The organism is Acidicapsa ligni (assembly GCF_025685655.1).
In the GTDB taxonomy this organism is placed as follows: Bacteria; Acidobacteriota; Terriglobia; order Terriglobales; family Acidobacteriaceae; genus Acidicapsa; species Acidicapsa ligni.
Genome location: NZ_JAGSYG010000002.1, coordinates 374,446 through 397,172, shown reverse-complemented (window position 1 = coordinate 397,172; position 22,727 = coordinate 374,446). Strand labels below are relative to the sequence as shown.

Here is a 22,727-nt window from a genome sequence, read left to right as displayed (position 1 = left end):
TCATCCATGCGCTAATCGAATACGACCGTCTTATTGCCATAGCAAAGAATCCGCCCCTCAAGATGCCAACGTACCGCACGTGATAGCACAACACGTTCCAGGTCGCGCCCCTTAGCCACCAGATCCTCAACCTGATCCCGATGCGAAATCCGCGCCACGTCCTGCTCAATGATCGGCCCGTCATCCAGCACTGAAGTTACATAGTGACTTGTCGCACCAATCAACTTCACGCCACGCGCATGGGCCGCATGATATGGCCGCGCGCCGATGAATGCCGGCAAAAACGAGTGATGCACATTGATGATCGCAGAGGGATAATGCTCGACAAAATTCGCAGTGAGGATCTGCATATACCGAGCCAGCACCACCAGTTCCACGCCGAGTTCGGCAAGCAAAGCAAGTTGCTGCGCCTCAGCCTCGCCACGCGTGGAAGGAGTGACGGGAACATACTCGAAGCGAATACCATGGAATCTCGCGAGATCTTCCACTGCACGATGGTTGGATACGATTACTACAATCTCGCAAGCCAGTTCACCTGCACTCGACCGGTGCAGCAGATCGGCAATGCAATGCAGATACTGCGAACAAAAGAGCGCCACGCGTGGTCGCTGCCTGCTCGAACGCAACTGCCAGCGCATTTCAAGCTCCGCAGCCATCGGCGCGAAAGCACTCGTAAATGTTGCAATTGCGTTGCTTCCCTCATCCACAGAAGCGCCGTCAAGCGCCCATTCCACGCGCATGAAAAACAGCCCAAGTTCATGGTCCTGATGCTGGTCCGCATGGAGGATATTCGCACCCTGCTCATAAAGCAGGCCTGCAACTTTGGCTACCAATCCCTTGCGATCAGGACAATCGATCAGCAGCACCGCCGTATCATTTTTCGTATCGTTCAAAAGGCTTGGCATCGCTCTCAGCTTACCTGAGAGCCCTACTCACAGCGAAGTGCCTCCATCGGATCGGTCTGCATCGCACTTCGGGCAGGTATCAGCGTCGCCGCCAGTGCCACCACCGCCAGCAGCAGCGTAACCGCACCAAGGGTCGCAGGATCGCGCGGGCCGATGTCAAACAACAGGCTCTTCAATAACTGCGTCAGGGCAAGCGATGCCGACACTCCAATAGCCGCGCCCAACAACAAGAGACGCGCCCCTTCGTGAACGATCAATCGCAGGATATCTGCTCGATTCGCCCCCAAAGCCATGCGCACACCAATCTCCTGCGTACGCTGTGTCGCCAAAAACGACGTCACTCCATATAAGCCAATCACCGCCATCGAGAGTCCCGTCAATGCAAAAAATCCAAGCAACGCCGTTTCAAAACGAGGTCTATCCGCCAACTTGCTCACCCGCTCGTTTAAAGTCTCAATCTCAATCGGGGCCATCGGTTCCAAATGTGCAATCTGCGAACGAACCCATGGGCTCACCGTCGCCGGGGCAAGCACCGTATCAAATACCATTACAGGGACCGGTACGCCCCAATCCTCAGCAACATTGCGCCTTAGCCAATAAGCTTCCGGAATATCCTGCTCGCTGAGGCCACCATTTCTCACATTTTCAGCAACGCCCACCACGGTATAAGTGGTGCCGTCCGATCCCATGCCAATGCGTCTTCCAATCGGATCTTCTCCAGGAAACAACCGCGATGCCAGTAGCCTGCTCAACACCATGAATAGCTCACTGGAGCCTCGCTCTTCCTCTGTGAACCCACCTCCACGAACAATCGGAATATTCAGTGCGCGAAAGTAATCCGGAGTTACTCCTCGCAACCGCACCAACCCTCCCGATCTCTCCGAAGACCGGGATTTCCCCACCACAGCAAAATCCGAATACATGCGGCTATTCTGCCAGCCACCGCCGGGAGGAAACGAATCACTCCATCCAACAGCGCCGACTCCCGGCAAACGACGCACCGCCGCCTCAACCTGCAGAAAGATATCCTTCTGCGTCTGCCCTTTCTTACTTACCAACCCCGCGATCGGCTCAGTACGAACGCCCGGAAGCGAGATGCGCGCCGTCATAACTCCACGCGTCTGCACCCCAAGATTCTGTGTCTCCATCTTTTGAAAACTCCGCAACAACAACGCTGCGCCCGATAGCAGAATCATGCTGATTGCAATCTGCCCCACCACCATGCCGAGCCGCAAAAAAGCATGTCTTCCGGAATGCGTCATTCGCGCAGACAGCGCCACAGAACGCGGCTTCTGCAACGCTGGTATCAATCCGAAAAAAACGCCCGAAACCAATGCCAGCAAGACTGTGAACCCCGCCGTACGCAGGTCCAGATGTGCCTTATCTAGAAATGGAACACTCGTCGGAGCCATTGCAATAAAGACCATCAACAACCCTTGCGCCAGCGCCAACCCCGCCGTTGCTCCCACCATCGACAACAGAAATGCTTCCGTGAGCGTCTGTCGAATCAACCTGCCTCTGCTCGCTCCCAATGCCGAGCGCACCGCCAACTCCCGCTCTCGCGCCGCACCCCGCGCCATCATCAGGCTCGCTACATTGGCACATGCAATCAGCAGCACCGCGAGCACCGACCCCAGCAACACCCATGCGACAAGCTGTACATCCTCAGTCTGTCGATCGCGAAGAGAACGAATGCTGAGGTGAAAGTCTTTGCGTACCTCCGCGGGAATAAACGTCTCCTGCGTATGAATAAAAAGCGGCTCCATCTCGGCCTTGGCCTGCGTAATACTCACCCTTGGCTTGAGTCGCGCGAAAGCTCGCATCGGCTGCCCGATGCCTCCATTTTGCGTGCGTTGCTTTTCTGCCTCCACTAGCGCCAGCGGCATGATCACATCTGCCGCCTGCAATGTAGGCAATTCGAATTCCTTCGGCAGCACGCCAACCACGCGCATCGGGCTGCCATCCACGGTAATCAGCCGATTCAAAATTCTTGGATCGAGACCGTAATGGCTCTTCCACAATCCATACGTGATCAACGCCACACGCGGCCCATTCGGACGATCTTCCTCCGGCAGAAAATTGCGTCCCAACACCGGCAAAATACCCAGCATCGGAAGAAATCCAGCCTGCGCACTGATGCAGTTGAGTTGCGTCGGTATCGACTCGGCAAGCACACAGCTAGTCGGTCCGGTGCTCTGCGAGGCCATCGCCTCAAACGGCTTCTGGTTATCGCGCCACTCATAGAAGAATCCGCCCAGCATGAACTCCTGCTTCTCCAGCGACTGGCTCAGCCCGATCGAAACAATGCGATCGTCATGCGCATACGGCAAGCTACGAAAAAGAATGCGGTCCACTACGCTGAAGACGGCCGTCGTCGCGCCGATGCCAAGCGCCAGCGTAACAATCACCGTGACAGTAAAAACAGGATTACGCCGAAATCCACGCAGCGCATAACGCACATCCTGCAACACTGTTTCCATCCACCATCCAGGCCACTGCTCATAAGCCGCTTCTCTCGTCCGCGTCACGCCGCCAAAGTCAATGAGTGCTCGACGGCGCGCCTCCTTGGCCGCTATCCCTTCATCGACATAAGCCTGCACGGACTGCTCCACGTGAAAGCGCAGCTCCTCATCCAGATCGCGCAAATCGCTGGCTCGCTTTCGAGCAAACAGAAAACGCAGCTTCGTCAGCAGTTCGCGCAATTTCATAACGTAGCCTCTCTGCGCCCAAGCACCAGTGCAATCGCTTCCGCCATGCGATCCCAGTTGGCAAGTTCAGTATCCAGTTGCTTCCGACCCACAGCCGTAAGCGAATAAAACTTCGCCCGACGATTGTTCTCTGAGCTGGCCCACTCCGATACAATCCATCCGCGATACTCCAGCCGATGCAGCGCGGGATACAACGATCCCTGCCCAATCTGCAAGGCATCTTTGGAGACCTGTTGAATCCGCAGCGCGACACCCCAGCCATGCATTGGCTCAAGAGCCAGCGTCTTCAGAATCAGCAGATCTAACGTTCCCTGCAACAGGTCTGATGAGGACGGTGCAGGCGGTTGAACAGATCGCGGCATATTCCCCTCGGCAATCGACAAGACGAGAATAGAAATACGCTTTGCTCTTGTCGAATGTCAAGGGGAGAGGCTCAATTTTCGCCGCAGGTAATCGACAGTCCGTCGGCATTACCGCTCAAATACGCGAGAGCGCTGCCTCTACCGGCGACAGTTGCTGTCGCAGATTCCACGCCAAATCAGCCATCAGCCGCAACTTGTCCGCCAGAGGCGCAGGAATCGCACGATCCTGAAGCGCCAGCTCCGAGTGCAGCAACAGCCCCGCTACAGTCGACTTCAGCTCTCGCTCGATCGCTTCCGTCGCAGCCTGACGGGCCAGTGCCTGCTCACGTTCCCGGCGAGCTAACGCCATGCGAATCTCGCGCGCCAGCCGTTGCGCTCCATGGGACGCAAAGCTAAGCTGCAACGGAATCGCCAGGCCTGCTTGCTCCCAGAGCAACTCTGCTCCCTCAGGATCGGCATCCGCCAGGCGCTCATCTATCACCAGGGCCACATACTCCCTGCGCTTTAAAGCTGCCAGCGCAGCCTTGCGACTGTCGGCTGCCTCACACTCCCGACCCAGCATCGACGTCAGTGCAATCACGCAATTCTCCGCACCTTCCATCCCTGTAACAATCAAAATCTTCATCGCTCTCTCCAAACACCTGCGGGTTAGAAATTCAGGATTTCTAAATCAGAACGAAGGCATCCAGCCTGACGCAGTTCGCTCCCTGCGTTGTCTACTCGTCCAGAGAGGAATCGCTGATGCCATACTCCTTCAGCTTGCGATAGAGTGTCGTTTTGCCAATGCCCAGCAACCGCGCCGCCACCAACTTATCTCCCCTAAGCGTGCGAATAGCATTCAGAATCGCCCTCCGTTCCATATCGGCCAGCGTCTCCACCTCGGCTACCCCTTCCGCCTGTGCAGTTTCGGGCTTTGGATTCGAGTTGCGATAAGCCTCCAGTCCCGCTTGGCGTAATTCACGTGGCAGATCGCCCAGTTGCAACACTGGCCCGGTGCTCAGCGAACATGCATGTTGAATGCAGTTCTCCAGTTCTCGAATATTTCCCGGCCAGTCATGCTTCATCATCGTCCGCAACGCTTCGTCGCTCAGGGTGAACTTGTTGCCATACTCTTTCGAGATACGATCCAGAAAATGTGCCGTCAACAGTGGAATATCTTCTCGCCGATCGCGCAGGGAAGGCAATCGCAGATTCACCACGTTCAGTCGATAAAAAAGATCCTTGCGAAACGTTCCCTTCTCCACCATCGCCGCGAGATCACGATTGGTAGCAGCCACAATCCGCGCCTTGATCGGCACCCGATGCGTCGCTCCAACCGGACGCACTTCCTTCTCCTGCAGGGCGCGCAACAGCTTGGCCTGCAAGTCCAAAGTGAGCTCGCCAACCTCATCCAGAAAGACGGTGCCGCCTTCCGCCGAAACAAACAGCCCATCCTTGGATTTCACTGCCCCGGTAAACGCGCCCTTCACATAACCGAATAGCTCGCTTTCAATCAGGCTCGGCACTAGGGATCCGCAATCCACAGGTAAAAATGGCTTGCTGGCATTCGGCCCGTACGTGTGGATCGTCCGAGCTACTAACTCTTTCCCGGTTCCACTCTCTCCCAGTACCAACACCGGGTGCATACTCTGGGCGACCTTGGAGAGAATGCGATATAACTTCTCCATCTCCGTCGAACGTCCGATCAAGGCGCCCAGTCCCTTACTTAATCGAAGTCGTTCGCGTAACTGCCTTCCGGCAACATCCACTGTCACCGACTCAGATGCTCTCTCCAAAACCGTGGAAAGCTCGTCAATGGAAAAGGGCTTGGTCAAATAATCCTTAGCCCCTCGCCGCATCGCCTCAACTGCAGTATTCACCAGGCTGGACGCCGTCATCGCAATCACCGTCAACCGCGGATACAACAGCTTTACCTCGGATACAAATTCAAGTCCTCGGTTGTGTGAGCTGATGTTTACCAGCACAATATCAGCTGTATGCGAACACAGCAACGTCTGCGCTTCATGCAGGTCGGTAGTAAACTGCGCCGCGTATCCCAGCGAAGTAGCGATCTCCGTACAGGCCGAACACACCGCCGCATCTGCATCCACCACCAGCAGATGTAGCCGCACTTTCGCCGCGGATATAGAAAGGGACGCTGCAGTAAACTGCTCTGCCTCTGAACTTTGGGGCATAAATTCCCTAATGGTTGAATGAAAGACTGTTTCGAGCATTGTAAGCGCCTTTCTGAAGTTATGCTTGCGAGTTATCTGAGAAGTTACCTCGTGAGCGCTGAAACTTGAGGTTTTACATCTGAAAGTGAGCTAAAAGCCAGCTCACTGAGGATGAATATCTGCTCCTGCCTGCACGACGACATGGTCGACAGGACCACCCTCCGTCGATCCTTTTCCCTTCACTGGAAACTCCAGGGTGATCTCCGCTCCCAATAAATTTTCCCCAATATCCCGTTTCCCTCCAACCCGATTTGCCGCACTGATCGTCCCTCCGGCCGCGAGCACAATCGAGCGCACAATCGAGAGTCCCAACCCACGATGTTGCGCCGGCCATAGACCGTCTGAGGCTTGAGATTCGGTGTTCGCATAGCGAGATGTATATCCGGCATTGAAGATCGTGCGTAGCGCCGCCGCTGGAATACCCGGCCCGGTATCGCTGACCGTGAGCCGCAGCTTTTCCGCACCGGCGCGAACCCCGCCCTCACCCACGAATTCCAGCGCTATCTGAACGTGCCCACCCGAAGGCATCGCCTCAGCAGCATTTTTCACCAGGTTGACCAGTACCCTCGTCAGGTCCTCTCCCGTCATCTCAATCGGCAGTTTCACTCCCACGACGGATGCCGATACAGACGCTGTCACCGTCACCCGCGGCCCGGCCACCGCCGACAACAAGTTCTGGTTGGCGAGCAGCGCTTCAGCCAGATTCTCTATCGGTGTCTCCGCCCAGAATGCTGGTAATCGATTCATCCGTCCCGACTTCCCTATTGGCGTGGCACCCGCTGAAACGCGCCCGTCCGAATCGTTGTAAACATTAGAACTGTCGTAACCCTTAGAGTCATCGCAATTACCGGAATTAGCCCAAAAATCTCCCCGCAACATACCTGTCGTTAAATTCGCAGATTCCCAGCCATCCCCAGCCGCTCGCCCCGAATCCCCTTCCCCGCCGCGTTTCATCATCCGCTCGACAACGGTCATCTTCTCCAGCAGGCGGCGGCTACCCGCAGCCACCAGGCGAAGCTCATCCGAATAATGACGAAACGATCCCGCCAGCACTCCATCCTCATCTAACAAGTCGCAATAAAGCTCCAGCGCGGCCACCATGTTGCGTGCATCATGCGCCAGCGATGCGATGCTGTTCTGTTGCCCAGCGAGAGCCGCCAATCCTCCCGATCGAATCGGCACCCTCGAAAAGCTCAAGCTCTCAGGACTTCCAAACGCTGTCATACTGTTCGCAATACATGACTCCGTAGATAACTCCGTCACCACCCCACCCACGCGATCTTCCATCCTTCACTCTCCTTTAAAATGGCCATTCAGTTCCTGCGTTTTCGTCATGCGAACAGAGCCTCCCTCGGGCCTGAATCGATCAAAAAGCTATCAAGCAGATCGAACAAGCAGATTGAGCAATCACGCGCCGCGTCGGCGAGTATGCCACTCCCACCTGGGGACTTATCTTGGCGGCATATTTTTCAGTTGTGAGTTCTGTTCTTGCCCTTGCATATAGCACTCGACGTGCCAAACCAGGACACGAATGCTAAGTTCCTGATAAGGAAAGACCCGAGGGAGAAATTCCCCTTTTGTCACGCAATGCTTTCTCTCAACTTCTGTCCCAAAAGAGAACACGACCTTTCCTGTAAACATCTATCTGCCCTGCTTTGAATCACTTATAGACATGTCCTTATTTGGGACAATCTCCAGCCGTTCCTGATTCAGGAATTGCCTGTCCAACAGCCCGATTCTGCCCACTCCCGTACAATCTCTCTATGTCTAACCCCGCCATATCGGCCTCACACGCACCTACGCAAGCACCGTTCTTCCGCCCCGGAGGCCGAACCCCAAACCAGCTACGCCCACTCACCCTGACCCCCAACTTCGTCCGCACCGCCGAGGGCTCGGTCCTCATCTCCGTCGAGCACACCCGCGTCCTCTGCAACGCCACCATCGAGCAGGGTGTCCCGGGCTGGATGCGCAACTCCGGCCGCGGCTGGGTCACCGCCGAGTACTCCATGCTGCCCCGCTCCACCGTCACCCGCACTGCCCGCGAAAGCGAACGCGGCAAGATCGGCGGACGCACCCACGAGATTCAGCGCCTCATCGGTCGCAGCCTGCGCTCTGTCGTAGACATGAAAGCCCTGGGCGAACGCACCGTCATCCTCGACTGCGACGTCATCCAGGCCGATGGAGGCACCCGCACAGCAGCCATCACGGGAGCCTGCGTTGCTCTCGCCCTCGCGTTCAATGCCCTGGTCAAAGCCGGTTCGTTACCCAAATCGCCGCTGACGCAACTGGTCGCCGCAACCTCGGTAGGCATCGTCGCCGGCACACCGCTGCTCGACCTTTGCTACGAAGAAGATTCACAAGCTGAAGTGGATATGAATGTAGTAATGACTGCGGACGGCGGCCTGGTTGAAACCCAGGCCACGGCAGAAAAAGGCAGCTACTCGCGCCCCCAACTCAACCAGCTTCTCGATCTGGCCGAGGGTGGTCTCGCCACAATTTTCGCCGCGCAGAAAGAGATTCTAGGTTGAAATAATTAGCATCAACCAAAACAAAAGCAAGAGCCCCCATCTGAGTTACGACATCATCGCCGTTCAAAGCTCAGGTGGGGCCAATCGATCGAATATTTATTACTAAATCGCCTTTATCTCTATATCGCCTCGGGTGTACTACCTCATTACCCCGGCAACCAGCAGCGTTCCCAGCAGTCCGCCTACGGAAAGCACCGTCTCCAGCACCGACCAGGTAGCCAGCGTCTCGCTCAGTTCCAGCCCAAAGAACTCCTTGATCATCCAGAATCCCGGATCGTTCACATGCGAGCAAAACAGCGACCCCGAGCCCGTCGCCAGTACTAATAACTCCGGACTAACTCCACCCATTCCACCCGCAAGTGGAGCCAGAATCCCCGTTGTCACCGCCATCGCCACCGTGGCCGAACCAATCGCGAGACGTACCGTAGCCGCCAGCATCCACGCCAGCAGCAGCGGAGAAAGATGCACTCCCTGCGCCAGTTCAATCGTCGCCTGTGCCGCACCGGAGTCTGCCAGAATCCTGCTCAACCCACCTGCCGTCGCAAGAATCAGCAACACCCCGGCAATTGGCGCAAAGCTCTCACCCGTCAACCGCAACGCCACATCGCGCGTCCAGTTGCAGATCCAGCTCAACAGCGCAACAGCCACCAGCACCGCACAGAGGAGCGCCACGGGTGGATCGCCGACGAAATGCAACACCGCATTCAGTTCTGCAAATCGCCCTAGCGGCGCAAACAACCAATCCGCCCAACTACCCAGAAAAATTAGGAACACGGGCAGCAACAACGCTAGCAGCGAAGCAGGAACCAGCCCGGCCCGATGCGCTTTCTCAAGCAGCTCCGGCTCCGAAGCAAGGCCAAAACCTTCGGCAACTCCGACATGTTTTTCCGGCAACGGAAATCCGCGCGAAAGCAGTGCACGTCCGCCAATCCATCGGCTATAGACCCACGCATATGCTGGTCCAGCCAGCGCTCCGGCAGGCAGCCCGACAAGCAAGCCCAGCAGAATCGTCTTGCCCACATCCGCGTGGTACTGCGCTACCGCCAGCATCGCCGCAGGATGCGGTGGCACCAGCCCATGCACAATCGACAGCCCGGCCAGCGTAGGCATTCCAGTCACAATCCGTGACCGCCCGCTGCGCTGCGCCACCGAAACCACAATCGGCATCAGTAGCACCAGCCCAACCTCGAAGAAAACCGGCAGCCCCACCAGCATGCCCATCAGTAGCATCGCCCAGGGCAGGCCACGAGGCCCAAAGCTGTTCACCAGCTTCTCACCCACCGCCGACGCACCGCCTGAACTAGCCAGTAGATTGCCCAGCACCGCGCCCAACCCGAGCACCAGCAAAACATGGCCAAGCAGGTTGCCAACACCCGTCGCAATCGACCCGGGAATGCGGTTCAACGGCATTCCTGAAACCACGGCCAACACCACTGCGGAAACCAGGATCGCTAGCGCAGGATGCAGCCGCGCCTTCAGGATCAGCAGCATCAGCAGCGCAATCGTGCCCGCCGTGCACAGCAGCAGATAGTTCGAGTGCGAAAGCAGCAAAGCCGTCTCCTGAATGCTCAAGAATCGTTCCAGCCGCAAGTATTGCATGCGGGCTGCTTCCACACGAATGCCTATCGTTTATTGAACTTCGCCGCTAACGCTGCAAGCTTGTCGTCCATTGACATCGGCGGTGGTGGCGGCGGTGCAACAGCACGCCCTGACTGCGCCGGACGCTGCCCATTTTGCTGTCCGTTTTGCGGTCCAGTTCGCTGGCCTCCACGCTGATCACTTCGTTGCCCACCGCGCTGTCCATCCTTCGCGCCCTGCTGCGGCTTCTGGCCAGCGGCACGCTGCCCACTGTTCTCAAGCAGAGCCTTGATCGAGAGAGAAATACGCTTCGTCCGCGCATCCGCGCTCATCACTCTTACCTTCACGATCTGCCCTGCCTTCACAGCCTCAGAAGGATCCTTGATGAACTTGTTCGACAACTCGCTGATATGAACCAACCCATCCTGATGTACGCCCACATCGACAAACGCCCCAAAGCGAGTCACATTCGTCACCACGCCCTCAAGCACCATGCCCTCTTCGAGGTCCGATATCTCATGCACAGACTCAAGAAAGCTCGGAGCAACAAACTTGTCACGCGGATCGCGGCCCGGCTTGCGCAGCTCTTCGAGAATGTCGTTCAGCGTAAACGTACCTGCCTGAATGCTGCTCTTGTCCACCTTCTCCAGCAGCTCCGGCTGTCGAATAATCGCATCAATCGGACTAGCCGCGAACTTCGCAATCTGCTCGACAAGTCCATACGATTCAGGATGCACAGCAGTAGAGTCCAGCGGATTTACACCGCCGCGAATACGCAAAAATCCAGCAGCCTGTTCAAACGTTCGCGGCCCAACCCCAGTCACCTGTTTCAACTGTTCACGGGAAACAAACCGTCCGTTCTGATCACGATGCGCAATGATATTCAGCGCAGTGCGCTCGCTGATTCCAGCCACATATCGCAACAGCGCCCACGAAGCAGTATTGAGATCCACACCCACACGATTCACGCAGCTCTCAATCACCTGCCCCAGTGAGTCCTGCAATTTCCGCTGATCTACATCATGCTGATACTGACCCACGCCAATCGCCTTGGGATCGACCTTCACCAACTCCGCCAACGGATCCTGCAACCGTCGCGCAATCGAGATAGCGCCACGCACCGTAAGATCGAGATCAGGAAACTCCTGCCGTGCCAGATCTGAAGCCGAATACACACTCGCACCCGACTCACTCACCGTCACCGTGAATACTTCATTCAATTCCTTCTCACGCAGAAACTCACGCACCAGTGCATCTGTCTCGCGCGAAGCCGTTCCATTGCCAATCGCAATCGCTCTACAATTATGCTGGCTCAGGAACCGATACAACGTAGCTTTGGCTGAGTCCGTATTGCCTTTGCCGGTATGTGGATAGATCACATCATGCGCCAGGAACTTGCCCGTCTCATCCACCACAGCGATCTTGCATCCCGTCCTCAGGCCTGGATCGATGCCCAGTACCGCAATCGGCCCAGCCGGAGCAGCAAGCAACAGGTTATGCAGATTCTCCTTGAAAACATTGATAGCTTCCGTATCCGAACGCTTCTTCAACTCCAGCCGTATCTCCGCCTGAATCGAAGAGTTCAACAACCGCGACCAGCTATCCTCAATCGCTAACTCAAGCTGCGCTGTCCAATCGCCTTGCGTACGTAACACACGCGAACGAAGCTGCCCCGTTGCGCGCTCCGCTTCCGCCTCAATCAAGAAGAACAAAACGTTCTCACTCTCGCCGCGACGAATCGCTAACATGCGATGCGAAGGAATAGTCTTCACCTGCTCGCGATAGTCGTAATACATCTTGAACTTTTCCTGCTCATCGACTGCATCAACAGCTTTGCGACTGGTAACGACGCCTTCGTCAAACATCCACTGTCGCAGTATCTTACGCAGGTCTGCATCTTCACTGATACGCTCCGCAACAATATGCCGCGCGCCCTCAAGCGCTGCGTCAGCAGAAGCAACACCTCTCTCCGCATCCACAAACGTGGGCGCGAACTCGCCAAGTGAATGCGCCTGCACATCCTGCGTCTCGCCTTGTACCCAGAGATAATCCGCCAGTGGCTCCAACCCCTGCTCACGCGCAATCGTGGCCTTGGTGCGGCGCTTCGGCTTGTACGGCAGATACAGATCCTCAAGCACGCTGCGATCGAGCGTAGCCTCAATGCGCGCCTTCAACTCATCCGTCAACTTATTCTGCTCCGCAATCGAAGTCAGCACAGTTTCCTTGCGTGACATCAGCTCACGAAAATAGGCCAACTGCTCTTCGATCGCGCGAATCTGCACCTCATCGAGATTGCCCGTAGCCTCCTTGCGATAGCGCGCAATGAACGGCACAGTTCCGCCCTCATCAAGCAGCTCAATCACGGCCACCAGGCCACGCATAGGCAGGTTGAGAAGTTGAGAAATATGAAGAAGTACAGGAGGAGTAAGAGACTGCTGATCGGCCATAATGTACATCCAGTTTACCGGGTCGCCCCCGGATGGTCCCACCCATCTTGAGGAAATCCGGTACGTAAATAAACCGCGGATTCATAATTCAAAGATGCTAGTGAGCCGGCAGCAGCCTCGCCAGATTAGCCTTTGCCTCAGCATGATCTGGTTGCAGCCGTAAGGCATGTTCAAAGTCCGCACGCGCAGCATCTGTCTGCCCACTCCTGGCCTCAAGTACGCCAAGATTATTCCATCCATCCGCATCGTTTGCATTCAGCTTCAGAGCCGCACGCTCCTCTGCAATCGCCTCGGCAATTTGCCCACTCATACCCAGCATCTGCGAAAGCAGCGCATGAACCTCGGCAACCTCCGGGTTGCTTTTCTCCGCAGCAATCAACTCCGTGATGGCATCGTTCACATGCCCATCACTGGCGTACGCCTGCGCCAGACGCTCCCGCGCTTCCAGGGATGCAGGATCAAGCCGCACAGCCTCAACAAATCGCGACGCAGCATCATTGAACTGCCCCGCCTCCAGGGACAACTCACCAAGCCCAAGCGACGCAGTGAAGTCCTCACGATGGATCGCCAGCGCACGCATAAACTCTACTCGCGCCGCATCGCTCTCGCCCGCGCCTTCCAGCGCCGCACCCAGTCCGCTATGCGTCTCCGCATCCTCAGGACAAGTCGCTAGCTGCGCACGAAAATCCCTTACCGCATCGGCATACATCTCATGCCTTTGTTCCAATCGCGCAAGATCAAATCGCGCATCGCAACTAGCTGAGCCGGAATTGGCGGCCACTTCTCTATATCTCTCCATCGCCTGCCGCCAATCGCCCGCGCCTTCCAGCGCCGCACCCAGCGCTGTCAATGTGCGAGCATCCTCCAAATGCGCCTGTCGATCCTGCTCATACACCGCAACCGCTTGCGCAAATTTGCCCTCGCCTGCCAACGCCGCACCGAGGTTATACAAGCTGATCCGATCTGTCGGAGCCTTCTTCAATCGCTGTCGCATCCATGCTTCTTCCAGCAGCAATCGCTGGTCAGGATCACCCGGCTTTCCGTGCATCGGCAATACCTGCAGCCACATATGCGCCATCTCATCTTCCGAACGATTCCCAGCCTTTACTCGCACCGGAGGGTTATGAGGATTGCGCACATTCATCGCCGAATTATCGTATGTGTAACGCATATGAACCACAGTTCCTTTAGGCAACTGCACGGGTTCTTTATAGCGATAAACAGACTGCCGATCGATGTCCCAATCGCGAATCCATACCAGCCATTTCTTCTGTCCATCCGGCAGCATCGCCCATCCCTGCATGTCTTTGCCAAGATAATGCGCATGAGGATAAATCCCCAGCACCTCTACATCGACAGGCAACGTTAGCTCATCCTCAACAACAAACGCCTTGTCCCCTGCAGGAATATCCAGCGCGTCATCGCGATCCAGCTGCAACAACATGGGCAGCTTCGTCGGAGGCTTGTCGGTAAAGTAAAGCCCAACCTGCGCATCGATCGTCTCCGCTTTGCCTGAAGGCTTCAAATGCATATTGAGAATAAGATCGTTCCCTGGATCAAGCCTCCACGGCATTCCCTCCGGCTCAATCAACGCAGGAGTATCCGGCTTCCAAAAAAGAAAATGGCTATCCGGATCAAAGCTGTTGCCCGCATCCAGCAATATCTCCATTCCCGCCACGCCCTGCCGCCAATCCGTCGGATGCTGCCTTCGATAACTTCCCGTCCGATCTATCAACACATTCGCATGATGCACAACAGAAGCCGCACCCGGCAATATCTCCATCGCGCGAATGTAATGCCCCTCCTTCAACGGATACGGCAGCACAAAATTGCGAAACACATCTGTCCCGCCAGCAGGCAAAGTAAACGGCTGCGCAATCTTCAGAATCACATCCGGAGTGCCAAGCTCGCCCCATGTCGATTCAAACTTCGGAGCTACCGGAGCATCTTTCACATCTCCCTCAGCCATGCCAAGAGCAACCCATTTACGCAGCATTGCAAGATCCGCATCCGGCAATCGACGAACATCCGCAAAGTCACCGTGCCCCGGCTCTGGCAGCCACGGAGGCATAAACCGTGACTGCGTTGCCATTACCACCTGCGCACTCCATCGCTTCGCATCCGCATAAGTCATCAAACTAAATGGCCCGGCCCCGCCGCGATGATGGCAGGAGACGCAATTTTTATAGAGCACCGGAGCAATATCTCTGCTCCAGGTCACTTCATTTGACGTATCGGATTTAACCGCCGCATACGCACAATCCACAGAACCAAACGCGCCCAGCATCATGCCCACAAGAGACAGAGCAACTATTACAAAGCGATGCCAACAGTAAGAAGAAAGGTTCATGGCTGCAGTGGAACACCCTGAGTCGCAACTGCAGGAACAATCGCGCATCCCACTGGCCCACCAGTCGCAGCCGCCACCGGCTTATCAGCCAACAACGCCTTCACCGCATCTGCAAGCTCATGCCGCGTAGCCGCAGGCCTCTGCTGTCCAAACGCAATGTATCGGTCATCGATGCGCCCATGATAAACCTCGCGTAACTTTGCACCATCGACAGCAAAAACAGCCGCCTCGGGAGTAACTCCCACATGCGCCATTCGCACTAACTCCTGCCGAGCATCCACCAACGTAGGCATGTGGAGCGAGAACTCCATCTCATGCTTGCGAATCACTGCGGCCGTATCCCCAGGATTGGGAAACACCCACCAGAACATAACCCCGCTCCCTGCAAACTCGCGCTCTAACTGTGTGATCTCAGGAATATAGCGATTTGAAATCGGGCAGTCCGTAGCTGCAAAAATAAGCACCACAACCCGCGCTCCCTTGGGAACAAGTTGCTGCACCTGGCCACTCAGATTCGTCACACGAGGTTCAGACGCAGCATGCAAGTCAGCAACGCAAGCCATCAACATCAGCCAGCCCGCAGCCGCCAAGAACGCAGAGCGCATCGAGTACAGCATCATCGGACACCCCTCGAAAAAGCCACCCCGATTCTACTGCAACATCAACATCTTCTGCTTAGAGCATTTCTCTTATTGCAATGCACTATCCGGGACTCGCGAAGCGTGGCTTTTCCTGATGAAAAGCCACGCAATCAACCGCTACGCAGAGTACACCGATAGGAGAAATGCTTTAGCGATCAATCCCCAGCTTCACCCAGATCGAATCGACCTTTGCCTTTGTCGTCCGATCCATCTCCAGCATCGCCGGCCACGGACGATCAAAGCCCTCTGCCTTCCACTTCCGCGTAGCATCGATGCCCATCTTCGACCCATAGTTAGGCAGTCGCGAAGCATGATCCAGCGAATCAATGGGCCCCATCGTGAACTGAATATCCCGCTCCGGATCGATGTTATTCGTCACCCGCAGAGTAACTTCGCCGAGATCCTGCACGTCGCAATCCTCATCGACAACTACAACGCATTTCGTAAACATCGCCTGCCCCAGCGACCAGATAGCCGACATAACTTTCCGCGCCTGTCCCGGATAACTCTTGCGAATCGAAATAATCATCAAGTTATGAAAAACACCCTCAGGAGGCAGATTGATGTCGATAATCTCCGGGATCGTCATCTTCATCATTGGTAGAAAAATCCGCTCCACGGCCTTGCCCATCCAGGCATCCTCCATCGGAGGCTTGCCCACAATCGTTGCCGCATAAATCGGGTCTTTGCGATGCGTGATACATGTAATGTGGAAGACCGGATATTCATCCTGCATCGTGTAAAAACCAGTGTGGTCGCCAAACGGACCCTCCGTTCGCAGCTCGCCTAATTCCACGTATCCTTCCAGCACGATTTCCGACTGCGCGGGCACCTCAAGATCAACAGTCTCGCACTTCACAACGTCAACAGGCTTGCCCCGCAGGAACCCCGCAATCATGAACTCCTCAATATCCGGCGGTGCAGGAACAATCGCAGAAAATGTAGTCGCAGGATCAGTCCCAATAGCTACCGCAACTTCCATCCGCGAGCCCTTCAAATTGCCGAAACTTACCTGCGGCAATCCTCCCACCGCGCCCGCAGGCACGGCATAAGCCCCACCTGAAGACTCCGCCATAGCCGCCACACGCGCCGCCTTTGGGTCCGTCTCCGCATTCGCAGCAGCCGCACCGCGCAGCGCCTCACGATAATGCTCCGCCGCTACCTTCTGCCGCTGCCAATGCATGCCTGTCGTCTGCCCGTCATACACCTGCATCCGGTACATGCCGATATTACGTTTGCCATTGCGCGGGTCCCGCGTGTGCACACACGGCAGCGTAATGAACGGTCCACCGTCATGCGGCCAGCAAGTCAGCACAGGAAAATCCAGCAAGTTAAAATTCTCGCGCAGAATCACCTGCTTGCAAGGCGCATCCTTCGCCGCAACAGTCCTGGGAAACATCTTCGCCAGCTCCCCAATCTGCGGCAACATCTTTAGTTTGTCGAGCAGTCCTTCAGGAGCCTTCAAATTCATCAGCCCATGAATGCGCTCTGCAATCTGCTCCAGTCGGTCCACACCCAGCGACATCGCCATCCGCCGCTCCGAGCCAAACTGGTTGATGAACACACGATGCCCAGGATGCCCAACGATGTTTTCAAACAGCAACGCAGGTCCGCCAGGCGCATAGCCTTTCGCACCCGGTACCGAGCGCGATCCACTACCCGCCTTTGAAGCGCGATCCGTAATTTCTGCAATTTCAAGCCGCGGAGAAACCGGCTCCTTGATGCGCTTCAGCTCGCCAGCTTTATCAAGCGCTGCAATCCATTCGCGAAGATCGTTATAGGCCACTGACATTGCTCCCGGTGCAAATCCAACAGCACCAATGTCAGTGTATCGGTCGCGACTGGGAACCGGACAAGCTGCGCGAAGCGCACACGTCTATCAATTCGTCTCAACCCGTTTCGGTCCGTCTCAGTTATGCACTGGAATGGCCATCTCAATCGCATCCAACGGATAACCGAGCCGCTTCCACTCGTCATATCCGCCACGCAGAGGCCTCACCCGATCCACACCCAGCTTATGCAGTGTCATCGCAGTCTTGGCCGCCGTGGCCTCGCTGGGGCAGGTACAAAACAGCACAATATCCCTGTCCGTCGGAATCTGTGCACTCTGCAACGTAAGTAGATCTGGAGAAAACTGGTGCGCTCCCGGCAGCGTGAACGGATCAGGCACAAACTCCAGAGGATGCCGCAGATCCACAATGTAAACCGGCTCGCCCGCATCCAGCATCTGCTTCAGCGTCTGGGGCTCCAACCGTGCCGTCCGCAGCTTCTTCATGTAGCTCTGCCGCCGATAGATGCGCGAAGCCAGGAAACCCAGTATGGCCAGAATCAGCAGCGCTCCGCCAAAATGCCCCGCCCAGTTCAGTACACGGGGATCGCGAGTGAGCAGATTGCCAAAAAGTCGTCCCGTCAGCAGAAGCGAACCAATAAAGATCACCGAGCCGGCTGTATCGAAAATCAGAAAGCGCTGGAACGGCATCCCGGTCTGTCCAGCCACCGGAGGAGCCACAACCGAAAGCCCCGGCACAAACTTAGCAAACAGCAGCGTATACTCGCCCCGCTTGCCAAAGGAGTCATGTGTGCGCCGCACACAGGTCGACGACTCCAATGAAAACTTACACAGCACCCGCAACACGACATGCCCAAACTGCTTGCCGAAATAGAACCACGCAGAGTCCGCAATCAGGCAAGCCACAACCCCCGCAAGCAGCGCCAGCCCAAAACTCATGTGCTCTGTTGCCGAAAGCGCCCCGGCAGCCAGAAGTATCGGCGTCGCCGGCAGCGGCAAACCGATCTGCTCCAGGAAGACACATCCAAAAAGCAGCAGATACCCGTAAGTGAGAAGAATCGTGGTAGGCAATGCCATAGTGAGGCCCCAGTTTTCGTGCAGCACCCAGTGTAATCGCTTGTGGGTCTATATAGGATGCTGAGTTCAAATTACCGGTTCACTAATCTACCGAACGTGTAGATATCATCAAAAGCTAAGCAATTCGGCCTGCGGCAATATCATTCGACACCTGCTGCAACGCCTCATAAATTTGCTCAAAGCTCTCAATCGCAAATAGGGCGGTGTGCATCTGGTCCACCTGCACCGGCGCATTCAGCACCGCTTCCACGCTGAAGTCGCGAACCTCGCACCTGCCTTCCAGCACGTTGGTGCATTCGCCGTTCGAGCTGATCAGCCCGCTGCCATACACCTTGACCCGGCCCTTCTGGCGAATCAGGCCAAACTCTACCGTGTACCAGAACAGCCGCCCCACGCGCTCCAGAACAGCCTCGCTCTCAATTCCCGCGCAAAGCTCCCCATAGTGCGCCAGAAAATCCGCAAAAACCGGATGCGCATGCATCGGCACATGGCCAAACACATCGTGGAAGATATCCGGTTCCGGCGTGTATTCGAGTGAATCCCGCTTCCTCAGCCACGTTGTCGTAGGAAACTGTCTTCCCGCCAGCATCGCAAAGAACGCCGGTCCAGGCATAAATCCACTCACCGGAACCGTGCTCCAACCCGTCCGCGAACGCAGCCGTTGGCTGATCTCATTCAGATTTGGCAATCGGTCCGAGCGCAGCCCCAGGCTCGAAAATCCATCGAGGTATTCTTCCGCGGCATGATCCGCAAGCTGTGGCATGCGCCGAGAAACCAGCTCAGCCCATACCTCATGCTCATCCTGCGTGTAAGCCGCGTAATCCTGCTCAATCAGGTAGGGTGCAAAGGATGTAGACGACGATTCAGAAATCAGTTCGGAGATAGTTGCGTCTGAGATAGTTGCGGCCATAGCGATCGAGAAGTACGTGCATCAACGTTGAGGAATCTAGAACTTGCCTGTCGTCTGGACTGACTCCCGAGTGCGTGTCGGCAGCTCATAAGTCTGTGCCTGTACCGGTCCAGTGCCCTTGTCTACGAAATAGTTCTTGTCCCAAAGGCTACGATAGAAGACCCCGGTAAGCTCAGCAGCTCGTGGCCCAAACACCGGACGACCGCCCTCCAGGAAGAACACCGTGACAAGGCTACCCATCGGCGAGTCAGAATAGGAAGCGAACCAGCCAAAACGCGTTCCGTTGTTCGAGCACGTTCCCGTTTTTCCAAAGACCGGCAACTCGTGGAAGTTCACACGAAGACGTCGCGCCGTTCCATACTCAACCGCGCCCGCCATGCCATCCTGCATCTCGGGAATAAACCGGGCGATATCCAGCGTCCGCTTGATCTTCGGAATAAAACTAGCGATTGCCGCCTGCGTGGTGGGATGCTGTAAGTAATAAAGCGTCCCGCCATTAGCAATCGAAGCCACAAACGCGCCCAGTTGCAGCGGAGTCATCGAGACGCCCTGCCCAAAGCTGCACATCCTGCCCACGCCGCCTTCTTTCGCGGGTAGTTCGTGATCCGGATAAGTTCCCAACTGCTCGCCGGAAATGTCGTATCCCGCCAGTTCTCCCAGGCCAAACTGCGTCGCATAGTGCCGTACGCGCTCAAAGCCCAGTTCCCTGCCCATCTCTTCAAAATAAAGATTGTTCGAGTGTGCCAGCGCCTCGGTCAGGTTCATTCGAAAGCCGCCCAGATTCACCGGCGTATTCCGAGTAACCAACCCCTCTGACAACGCGGCCATTCCCACCGTCAGCTTGATCGTCGAGCAAGGCTCCGCTCCCGGAGACAGAGCCAGCTTCTGGTTCACCATCGCCAGAATCCGACCGTTCGCAGGATTGATCACCACCGCCGTGCCGTTCATATTGCCCAGCGCTTCAATCGCAGCCGCGCGAATCGTCGGGTCTTCCCCTGCCGTAATGTCGCCATCGCCCTGGGTATTGGAAAACGAACTGGCAGTAAACCGCTCGTATGAGCGATGCCCGCGAACACTCAAAGTCGTCCGGCGCACGCGTCCACGACGGCCGGTACCCACCACCGTCGCAACTCCCCGAGTACCAGCATGTGCCGATAGATGTGCCGTCTTCGCGTGTCCCGCCGCAGTACTTCCTGCCACCCGATGCGCCGATGTCCCATGAACGCCATGACGCTCAACAATATGAGCATGAGTCGTCCGGGCATGATGAACATTCCTCGGCACATCCACTGCGGACGCCATCCGAAGTGAGCCGGGAACTACGCCACAAACCATGGCCGCAAAGGCAACGCACGAGAGAAGTTTTTTCATCCGGGACAACATCCTTGAAATCCAAATTCTCGTCCGCGGCAGGCGTTCCATGCGTGCTCATCATTGCCGGGGGCGGTGTACTGCCTGTTTAAAAATTGCGAAGGGTTGATTCCTTTGCCAATACCAGCTTAACAAACCTTCACAATTAAATCCTGTACATGCGCGGACTTCTCGCCACGTTCTGTTGGACTTAACAAACCCACTTTCAGGCTTAAACGAACTTTATAGAGGAAGCATCACGAGCGCAATCCTCTTTTCAGTTCAATTTTTCATTCCAATCCAACTTGATCCAAGTTGGAAAACATCAGTCTTGAAACTGTCCCCGTCTCAAAAACGCAGGCACATCCAGATCCTGGTGCTCCGACTCTTCCGGCTGGGCAAAGATCGCAGATCCCGCGCTTGGCATTCGGCCCGCTTCACCGGCTCCTGAAAAAGCCCGCATGTCCGTCGGATAATCCCGTGGCAACGGTGCATACGCCGGAGCTTCAGCCAGCTCTGCAAATCGAGGCGGCTGCGGTACAAATTCCGTAATCATCTCCGCTTCATGCAGAGTCACCTCGGCAATCGCCGGTTCGGCCTTGTACATCGGAGTCGCTTCGGTCGCAACCGATTGAACCTGAGGCACATACGAAGCAAGCGTCTCGGAGCCAGCCGCAGGCTCAATCGATTCCTCAGCCTCACTCATAAATCGAAGCGGAGCCCGAAACGCATCCGGATTTGCTTCCTTCATCCAATGATCCGGAGCTACCACAGGCACCGAAACCACCGGCGTCGACGCCACATCCAGCATGCGCGAACGCCGTTCCGGCATCTGGTCGCGGAAGCCCGTAGCAATCACGGTAATCTTCACTTCCTCGCCCATCTTCTCGTCCAGTACCGCGCCAAAGATAATATTTGCATCCTCATGTGCCGATGTCTGGATCAGCGAAGAGGCTGCATTCACCTCAGAAAGCTTCAGCGAACTCGATCCCGTAATGTTGATCAAAATCCCGCGCGCCCCGTCGATTGCGCCCTCTTCCAGCATTGGAGAAGCCATCGCCGCCTGGGCCGCCTCGATCGCCCGATTCTCACCCGAACGAACCGCCGTGCCCATCACCGCGTGCCCCATACCGGCCATCGTGGTCTTTACATCGGCAAAATCGCGATTGATGATACCCGGAATCGTAATAATGTCCGAAATGCCCTGCACGCCCTGCCGCAGCACATCGTCCGCAATCCTGAAGCTCTCAAAGAACCCGGCATCCTTGGCCACCGCCAGCAGCTTTTCATTCGGGATCACGATCATCGTGTCCACCGACTCCAGCAGCTCAGCCATTCCACGCTCCGCCTGCTGCAAGCGCCGCTTGCCCTCAAAGGCAAAAGGCCGTGTGACCACAGCGACAGTCAAAATCCCCATCTCGCTGGCCAGCGAAGCAATCACCGGAGCCGCGCCCGTACCCGTGCCTCCACCCAGGCCAGCCGTGACGAACACCATGTCCGCGCCTTCAAGCGCCTCGATGATCTTGTCCGAATCTTCCAATGCCGCACGCCTGCCCACATCCGGATTCGCGCCCGCGCCCAGCCCGGAAGTCAGCCGCACCCCAAGCTGCAACTTCACCGGAGCCTGCGATAACTTCAGCGCCTGAACATCCGTGTTGGCCGTAATAAACTCAACACCTTCAACCCCGGCAGAAATCATGCGATTCACAGCGTTTCCACCGCCGCCGCCCACGCCGATCACCTTGATGCGCGCTCCATGCGGAACCTCATCGTGAAACTGAATTCGAATCGCCTCAGTCTCGCCCGCCTCAGGCTGAATCATCCCCGCCCGCTCCATTGGATCCATCGTTGGTTCCATCAAAGTTGCCT

16 protein-coding genes are annotated in these 22,727 nt (G+C 56.3%); 1 reads left to right on the top strand and 15 read right to left on the bottom strand.

Going from position 1 to position 22,727, the window contains the following annotated elements; translation table 11 throughout:
• Positions 1 to 11 precede the first annotated feature (11 nt).
• The 6 genes from purU to OHL19_RS07950 all read right to left on the bottom strand — a co-directional run bounded on the left by purU (position 12) and on the right by OHL19_RS07950 (position 7,475).
• Complete coding sequence (gene purU, locus OHL19_RS07975; RefSeq protein ID WP_263357112.1) at positions 12 to 905, bottom strand: formyltetrahydrofolate deformylase; 894 nt, start codon at positions 903 to 905, stop codon at positions 12 to 14.
• Between the two features lie 23 nt (positions 906 to 928).
• Complete coding sequence (locus tag OHL19_RS07970; RefSeq protein ID WP_263357111.1) at positions 929 to 3,613, bottom strand: ABC transporter permease; 2,685 nt, start codon at positions 3,611 to 3,613, stop codon at positions 929 to 931.
• A complete protein-coding gene (locus OHL19_RS07965) occupies positions 3,610 to 3,975 on the bottom strand; it encodes a PadR family transcriptional regulator (RefSeq protein ID WP_263357110.1) in 366 nt (121 codons plus the stop codon). The genes OHL19_RS07970 and OHL19_RS07965 overlap by 4 nt, the downstream gene beginning before the upstream one ends.
• A gap of 115 nt (positions 3,976 to 4,090) precedes the next feature.
• A complete protein-coding gene (locus OHL19_RS07960) occupies positions 4,091 to 4,600 on the bottom strand; it encodes a hypothetical protein (RefSeq protein ID WP_263357109.1) in 510 nt (169 codons plus the stop codon).
• A 91-nt stretch (positions 4,601 to 4,691) separates the two neighbouring features.
• The gene (locus OHL19_RS07955; RefSeq protein WP_263357108.1) at positions 4,692 to 6,149 is read right to left on the bottom strand and encodes a sigma-54-dependent transcriptional regulator; all 1,458 of its coding nucleotides are present in this window, start codon (positions 6,147 to 6,149) and stop codon (positions 4,692 to 4,694) included.
• 141 nt (positions 6,150 to 6,290) lie between these two features.
• Positions 6,291 to 7,475: an ATP-binding protein gene (locus tag OHL19_RS07950; RefSeq protein ID WP_263357107.1), complete on the bottom strand. Its 1,185-nt coding sequence runs from the start codon at positions 7,473 to 7,475 to the stop codon at positions 6,291 to 6,293.
• Between the two features lie 476 nt (positions 7,476 to 7,951).
• On the opposite strand from OHL19_RS07950, the gene rph reads away from it, so the two are divergent.
• Positions 7,952 to 8,716 (top strand): ribonuclease PH, encoded by a 765-nt coding sequence (gene rph, locus OHL19_RS07945; RefSeq protein ID WP_263357106.1) that lies wholly within the window; start codon positions 7,952 to 7,954, stop codon positions 8,714 to 8,716.
• 138 nt (positions 8,717 to 8,854) lie between these two features.
• Here the strand turns inward: rph and OHL19_RS07940 are convergent, their stop codons facing one another.
• The 9 genes from OHL19_RS07940 to ftsZ form a co-directional block, all read right to left on the bottom strand.
• A complete protein-coding gene (locus tag OHL19_RS07940) occupies positions 8,855 to 10,315 on the bottom strand; it encodes a GntP family permease (protein ID WP_263357105.1) in 1,461 nt (486 codons plus the stop codon).
• Between the two features lie 23 nt (positions 10,316 to 10,338).
• Positions 10,339 to 12,741, bottom strand: a complete 2,403-nt coding sequence (locus OHL19_RS07935; protein ID WP_263357104.1) for a Tex family protein — start codon at positions 12,739 to 12,741, stop codon at positions 10,339 to 10,341.
• 97 nt (positions 12,742 to 12,838) lie between these two features.
• Entirely contained in the window at positions 12,839 to 15,091 is a 2,253-nt protein-coding gene (locus OHL19_RS07930; protein ID WP_263357103.1) for a tetratricopeptide repeat protein, read from the bottom strand.
• Positions 15,088 to 15,711: a redoxin domain-containing protein gene (locus tag OHL19_RS07925; RefSeq protein WP_263357102.1), complete on the bottom strand. Its 624-nt coding sequence runs from the start codon at positions 15,709 to 15,711 to the stop codon at positions 15,088 to 15,090. The genes OHL19_RS07930 and OHL19_RS07925 overlap by 4 nt, the downstream gene beginning before the upstream one ends.
• 169 nt (positions 15,712 to 15,880) lie before the next feature.
• Positions 15,881 to 17,518: a UbiD family decarboxylase gene (locus OHL19_RS07920; RefSeq protein WP_263357101.1), complete on the bottom strand. Its 1,638-nt coding sequence runs from the start codon at positions 17,516 to 17,518 to the stop codon at positions 15,881 to 15,883.
• A gap of 123 nt (positions 17,519 to 17,641) precedes the next feature.
• Positions 17,642 to 18,598 carry a VTT domain-containing protein gene (locus OHL19_RS07915; protein ID WP_263357100.1) on the bottom strand — a complete coding sequence of 319 codons (957 nt, stop codon included), beginning with the start codon at positions 18,596 to 18,598 and terminating at the stop codon, positions 17,642 to 17,644.
• Between the two features lie 115 nt (positions 18,599 to 18,713).
• Positions 18,714 to 19,508 (bottom strand): phenylalanine 4-monooxygenase, encoded by a 795-nt coding sequence (locus OHL19_RS07910; protein WP_263357099.1) that lies wholly within the window; start codon positions 19,506 to 19,508, stop codon positions 18,714 to 18,716.
• Between the two features lie 36 nt (positions 19,509 to 19,544).
• Entirely contained in the window at positions 19,545 to 20,879 is a 1,335-nt protein-coding gene (locus OHL19_RS07905) for a penicillin-binding transpeptidase domain-containing protein (protein WP_263357098.1), read from the bottom strand.
• 304 nt (positions 20,880 to 21,183) lie between these two features.
• Positions 21,184 to 22,680: a cell division protein FtsZ gene (ftsZ, locus tag OHL19_RS07900; protein WP_263357630.1), complete on the bottom strand. Its 1,497-nt coding sequence runs from the start codon at positions 22,678 to 22,680 to the stop codon at positions 21,184 to 21,186.
• Positions 22,681 to 22,727: the final 47 nt, after the last annotated feature.

Bases quoted from the DNA above. Each gene is read 5' to 3' on its own strand.
- OHL19_RS07905 (WP_263357098.1), bottom strand. From the start codon at position 20,879: ATGAAAAAACTTCTCTCGTGCGTTGCCTTTGCGGCCATGGTTTGTGGC.
- OHL19_RS07925 (WP_263357102.1), bottom strand. From the start codon at position 15,711: ATGATGCTGTACTCGATGCGCTCTGCGTTCTTGGCGGCTGCGGGCTGG.
- ftsZ (WP_263357630.1), bottom strand. From the start codon at position 22,680: ATGATTCAGCCTGAGGCGGGCGAGACTGAGGCGATTCGAATTCAGTTT.
- purU (WP_263357112.1), bottom strand. From the start codon at position 905: ATGCCAAGCCTTTTGAACGATACGAAAAATGATACGGCGGTGCTGCTG.
- OHL19_RS07940 (WP_263357105.1), bottom strand. From the start codon at position 10,315: ATGCAATACTTGCGGCTGGAACGATTCTTGAGCATTCAGGAGACGGCT.
- OHL19_RS07960 (WP_263357109.1), bottom strand. From the start codon at position 4,600: ATGAAGATTTTGATTGTTACAGGGATGGAAGGTGCGGAGAATTGCGTG.
- OHL19_RS07970 (WP_263357111.1), bottom strand. From the start codon at position 3,613: ATGAAATTGCGCGAACTGCTGACGAAGCTGCGTTTTCTGTTTGCTCGA.
- OHL19_RS07950 (WP_263357107.1), bottom strand. From the start codon at position 7,475: ATGGAAGATCGCGTGGGTGGGGTGGTGACGGAGTTATCTACGGAGTCA.
- OHL19_RS07965 (WP_263357110.1), bottom strand. From the start codon at position 3,975: ATGCCGCGATCTGTTCAACCGCCTGCACCGTCCTCATCAGACCTGTTG.
- OHL19_RS07910 (WP_263357099.1), bottom strand. From the start codon at position 19,508: ATGGCCGCAACTATCTCAGACGCAACTATCTCCGAACTGATTTCTGAA.
- OHL19_RS07915 (WP_263357100.1), bottom strand. From the start codon at position 18,598: ATGGCATTGCCTACCACGATTCTTCTCACTTACGGGTATCTGCTGCTT.
- OHL19_RS07935 (WP_263357104.1), bottom strand. From the start codon at position 12,741: ATGGCCGATCAGCAGTCTCTTACTCCTCCTGTACTTCTTCATATTTCT.
- OHL19_RS07930 (WP_263357103.1), bottom strand. From the start codon at position 15,091: ATGAACCTTTCTTCTTACTGTTGGCATCGCTTTGTAATAGTTGCTCTG.
- OHL19_RS07955 (WP_263357108.1), bottom strand. From the start codon at position 6,149: ATGCCCCAAAGTTCAGAGGCAGAGCAGTTTACTGCAGCGTCCCTTTCT.
- rph (WP_263357106.1), top strand. From the start codon at position 7,952: ATGTCTAACCCCGCCATATCGGCCTCACACGCACCTACGCAAGCACCG.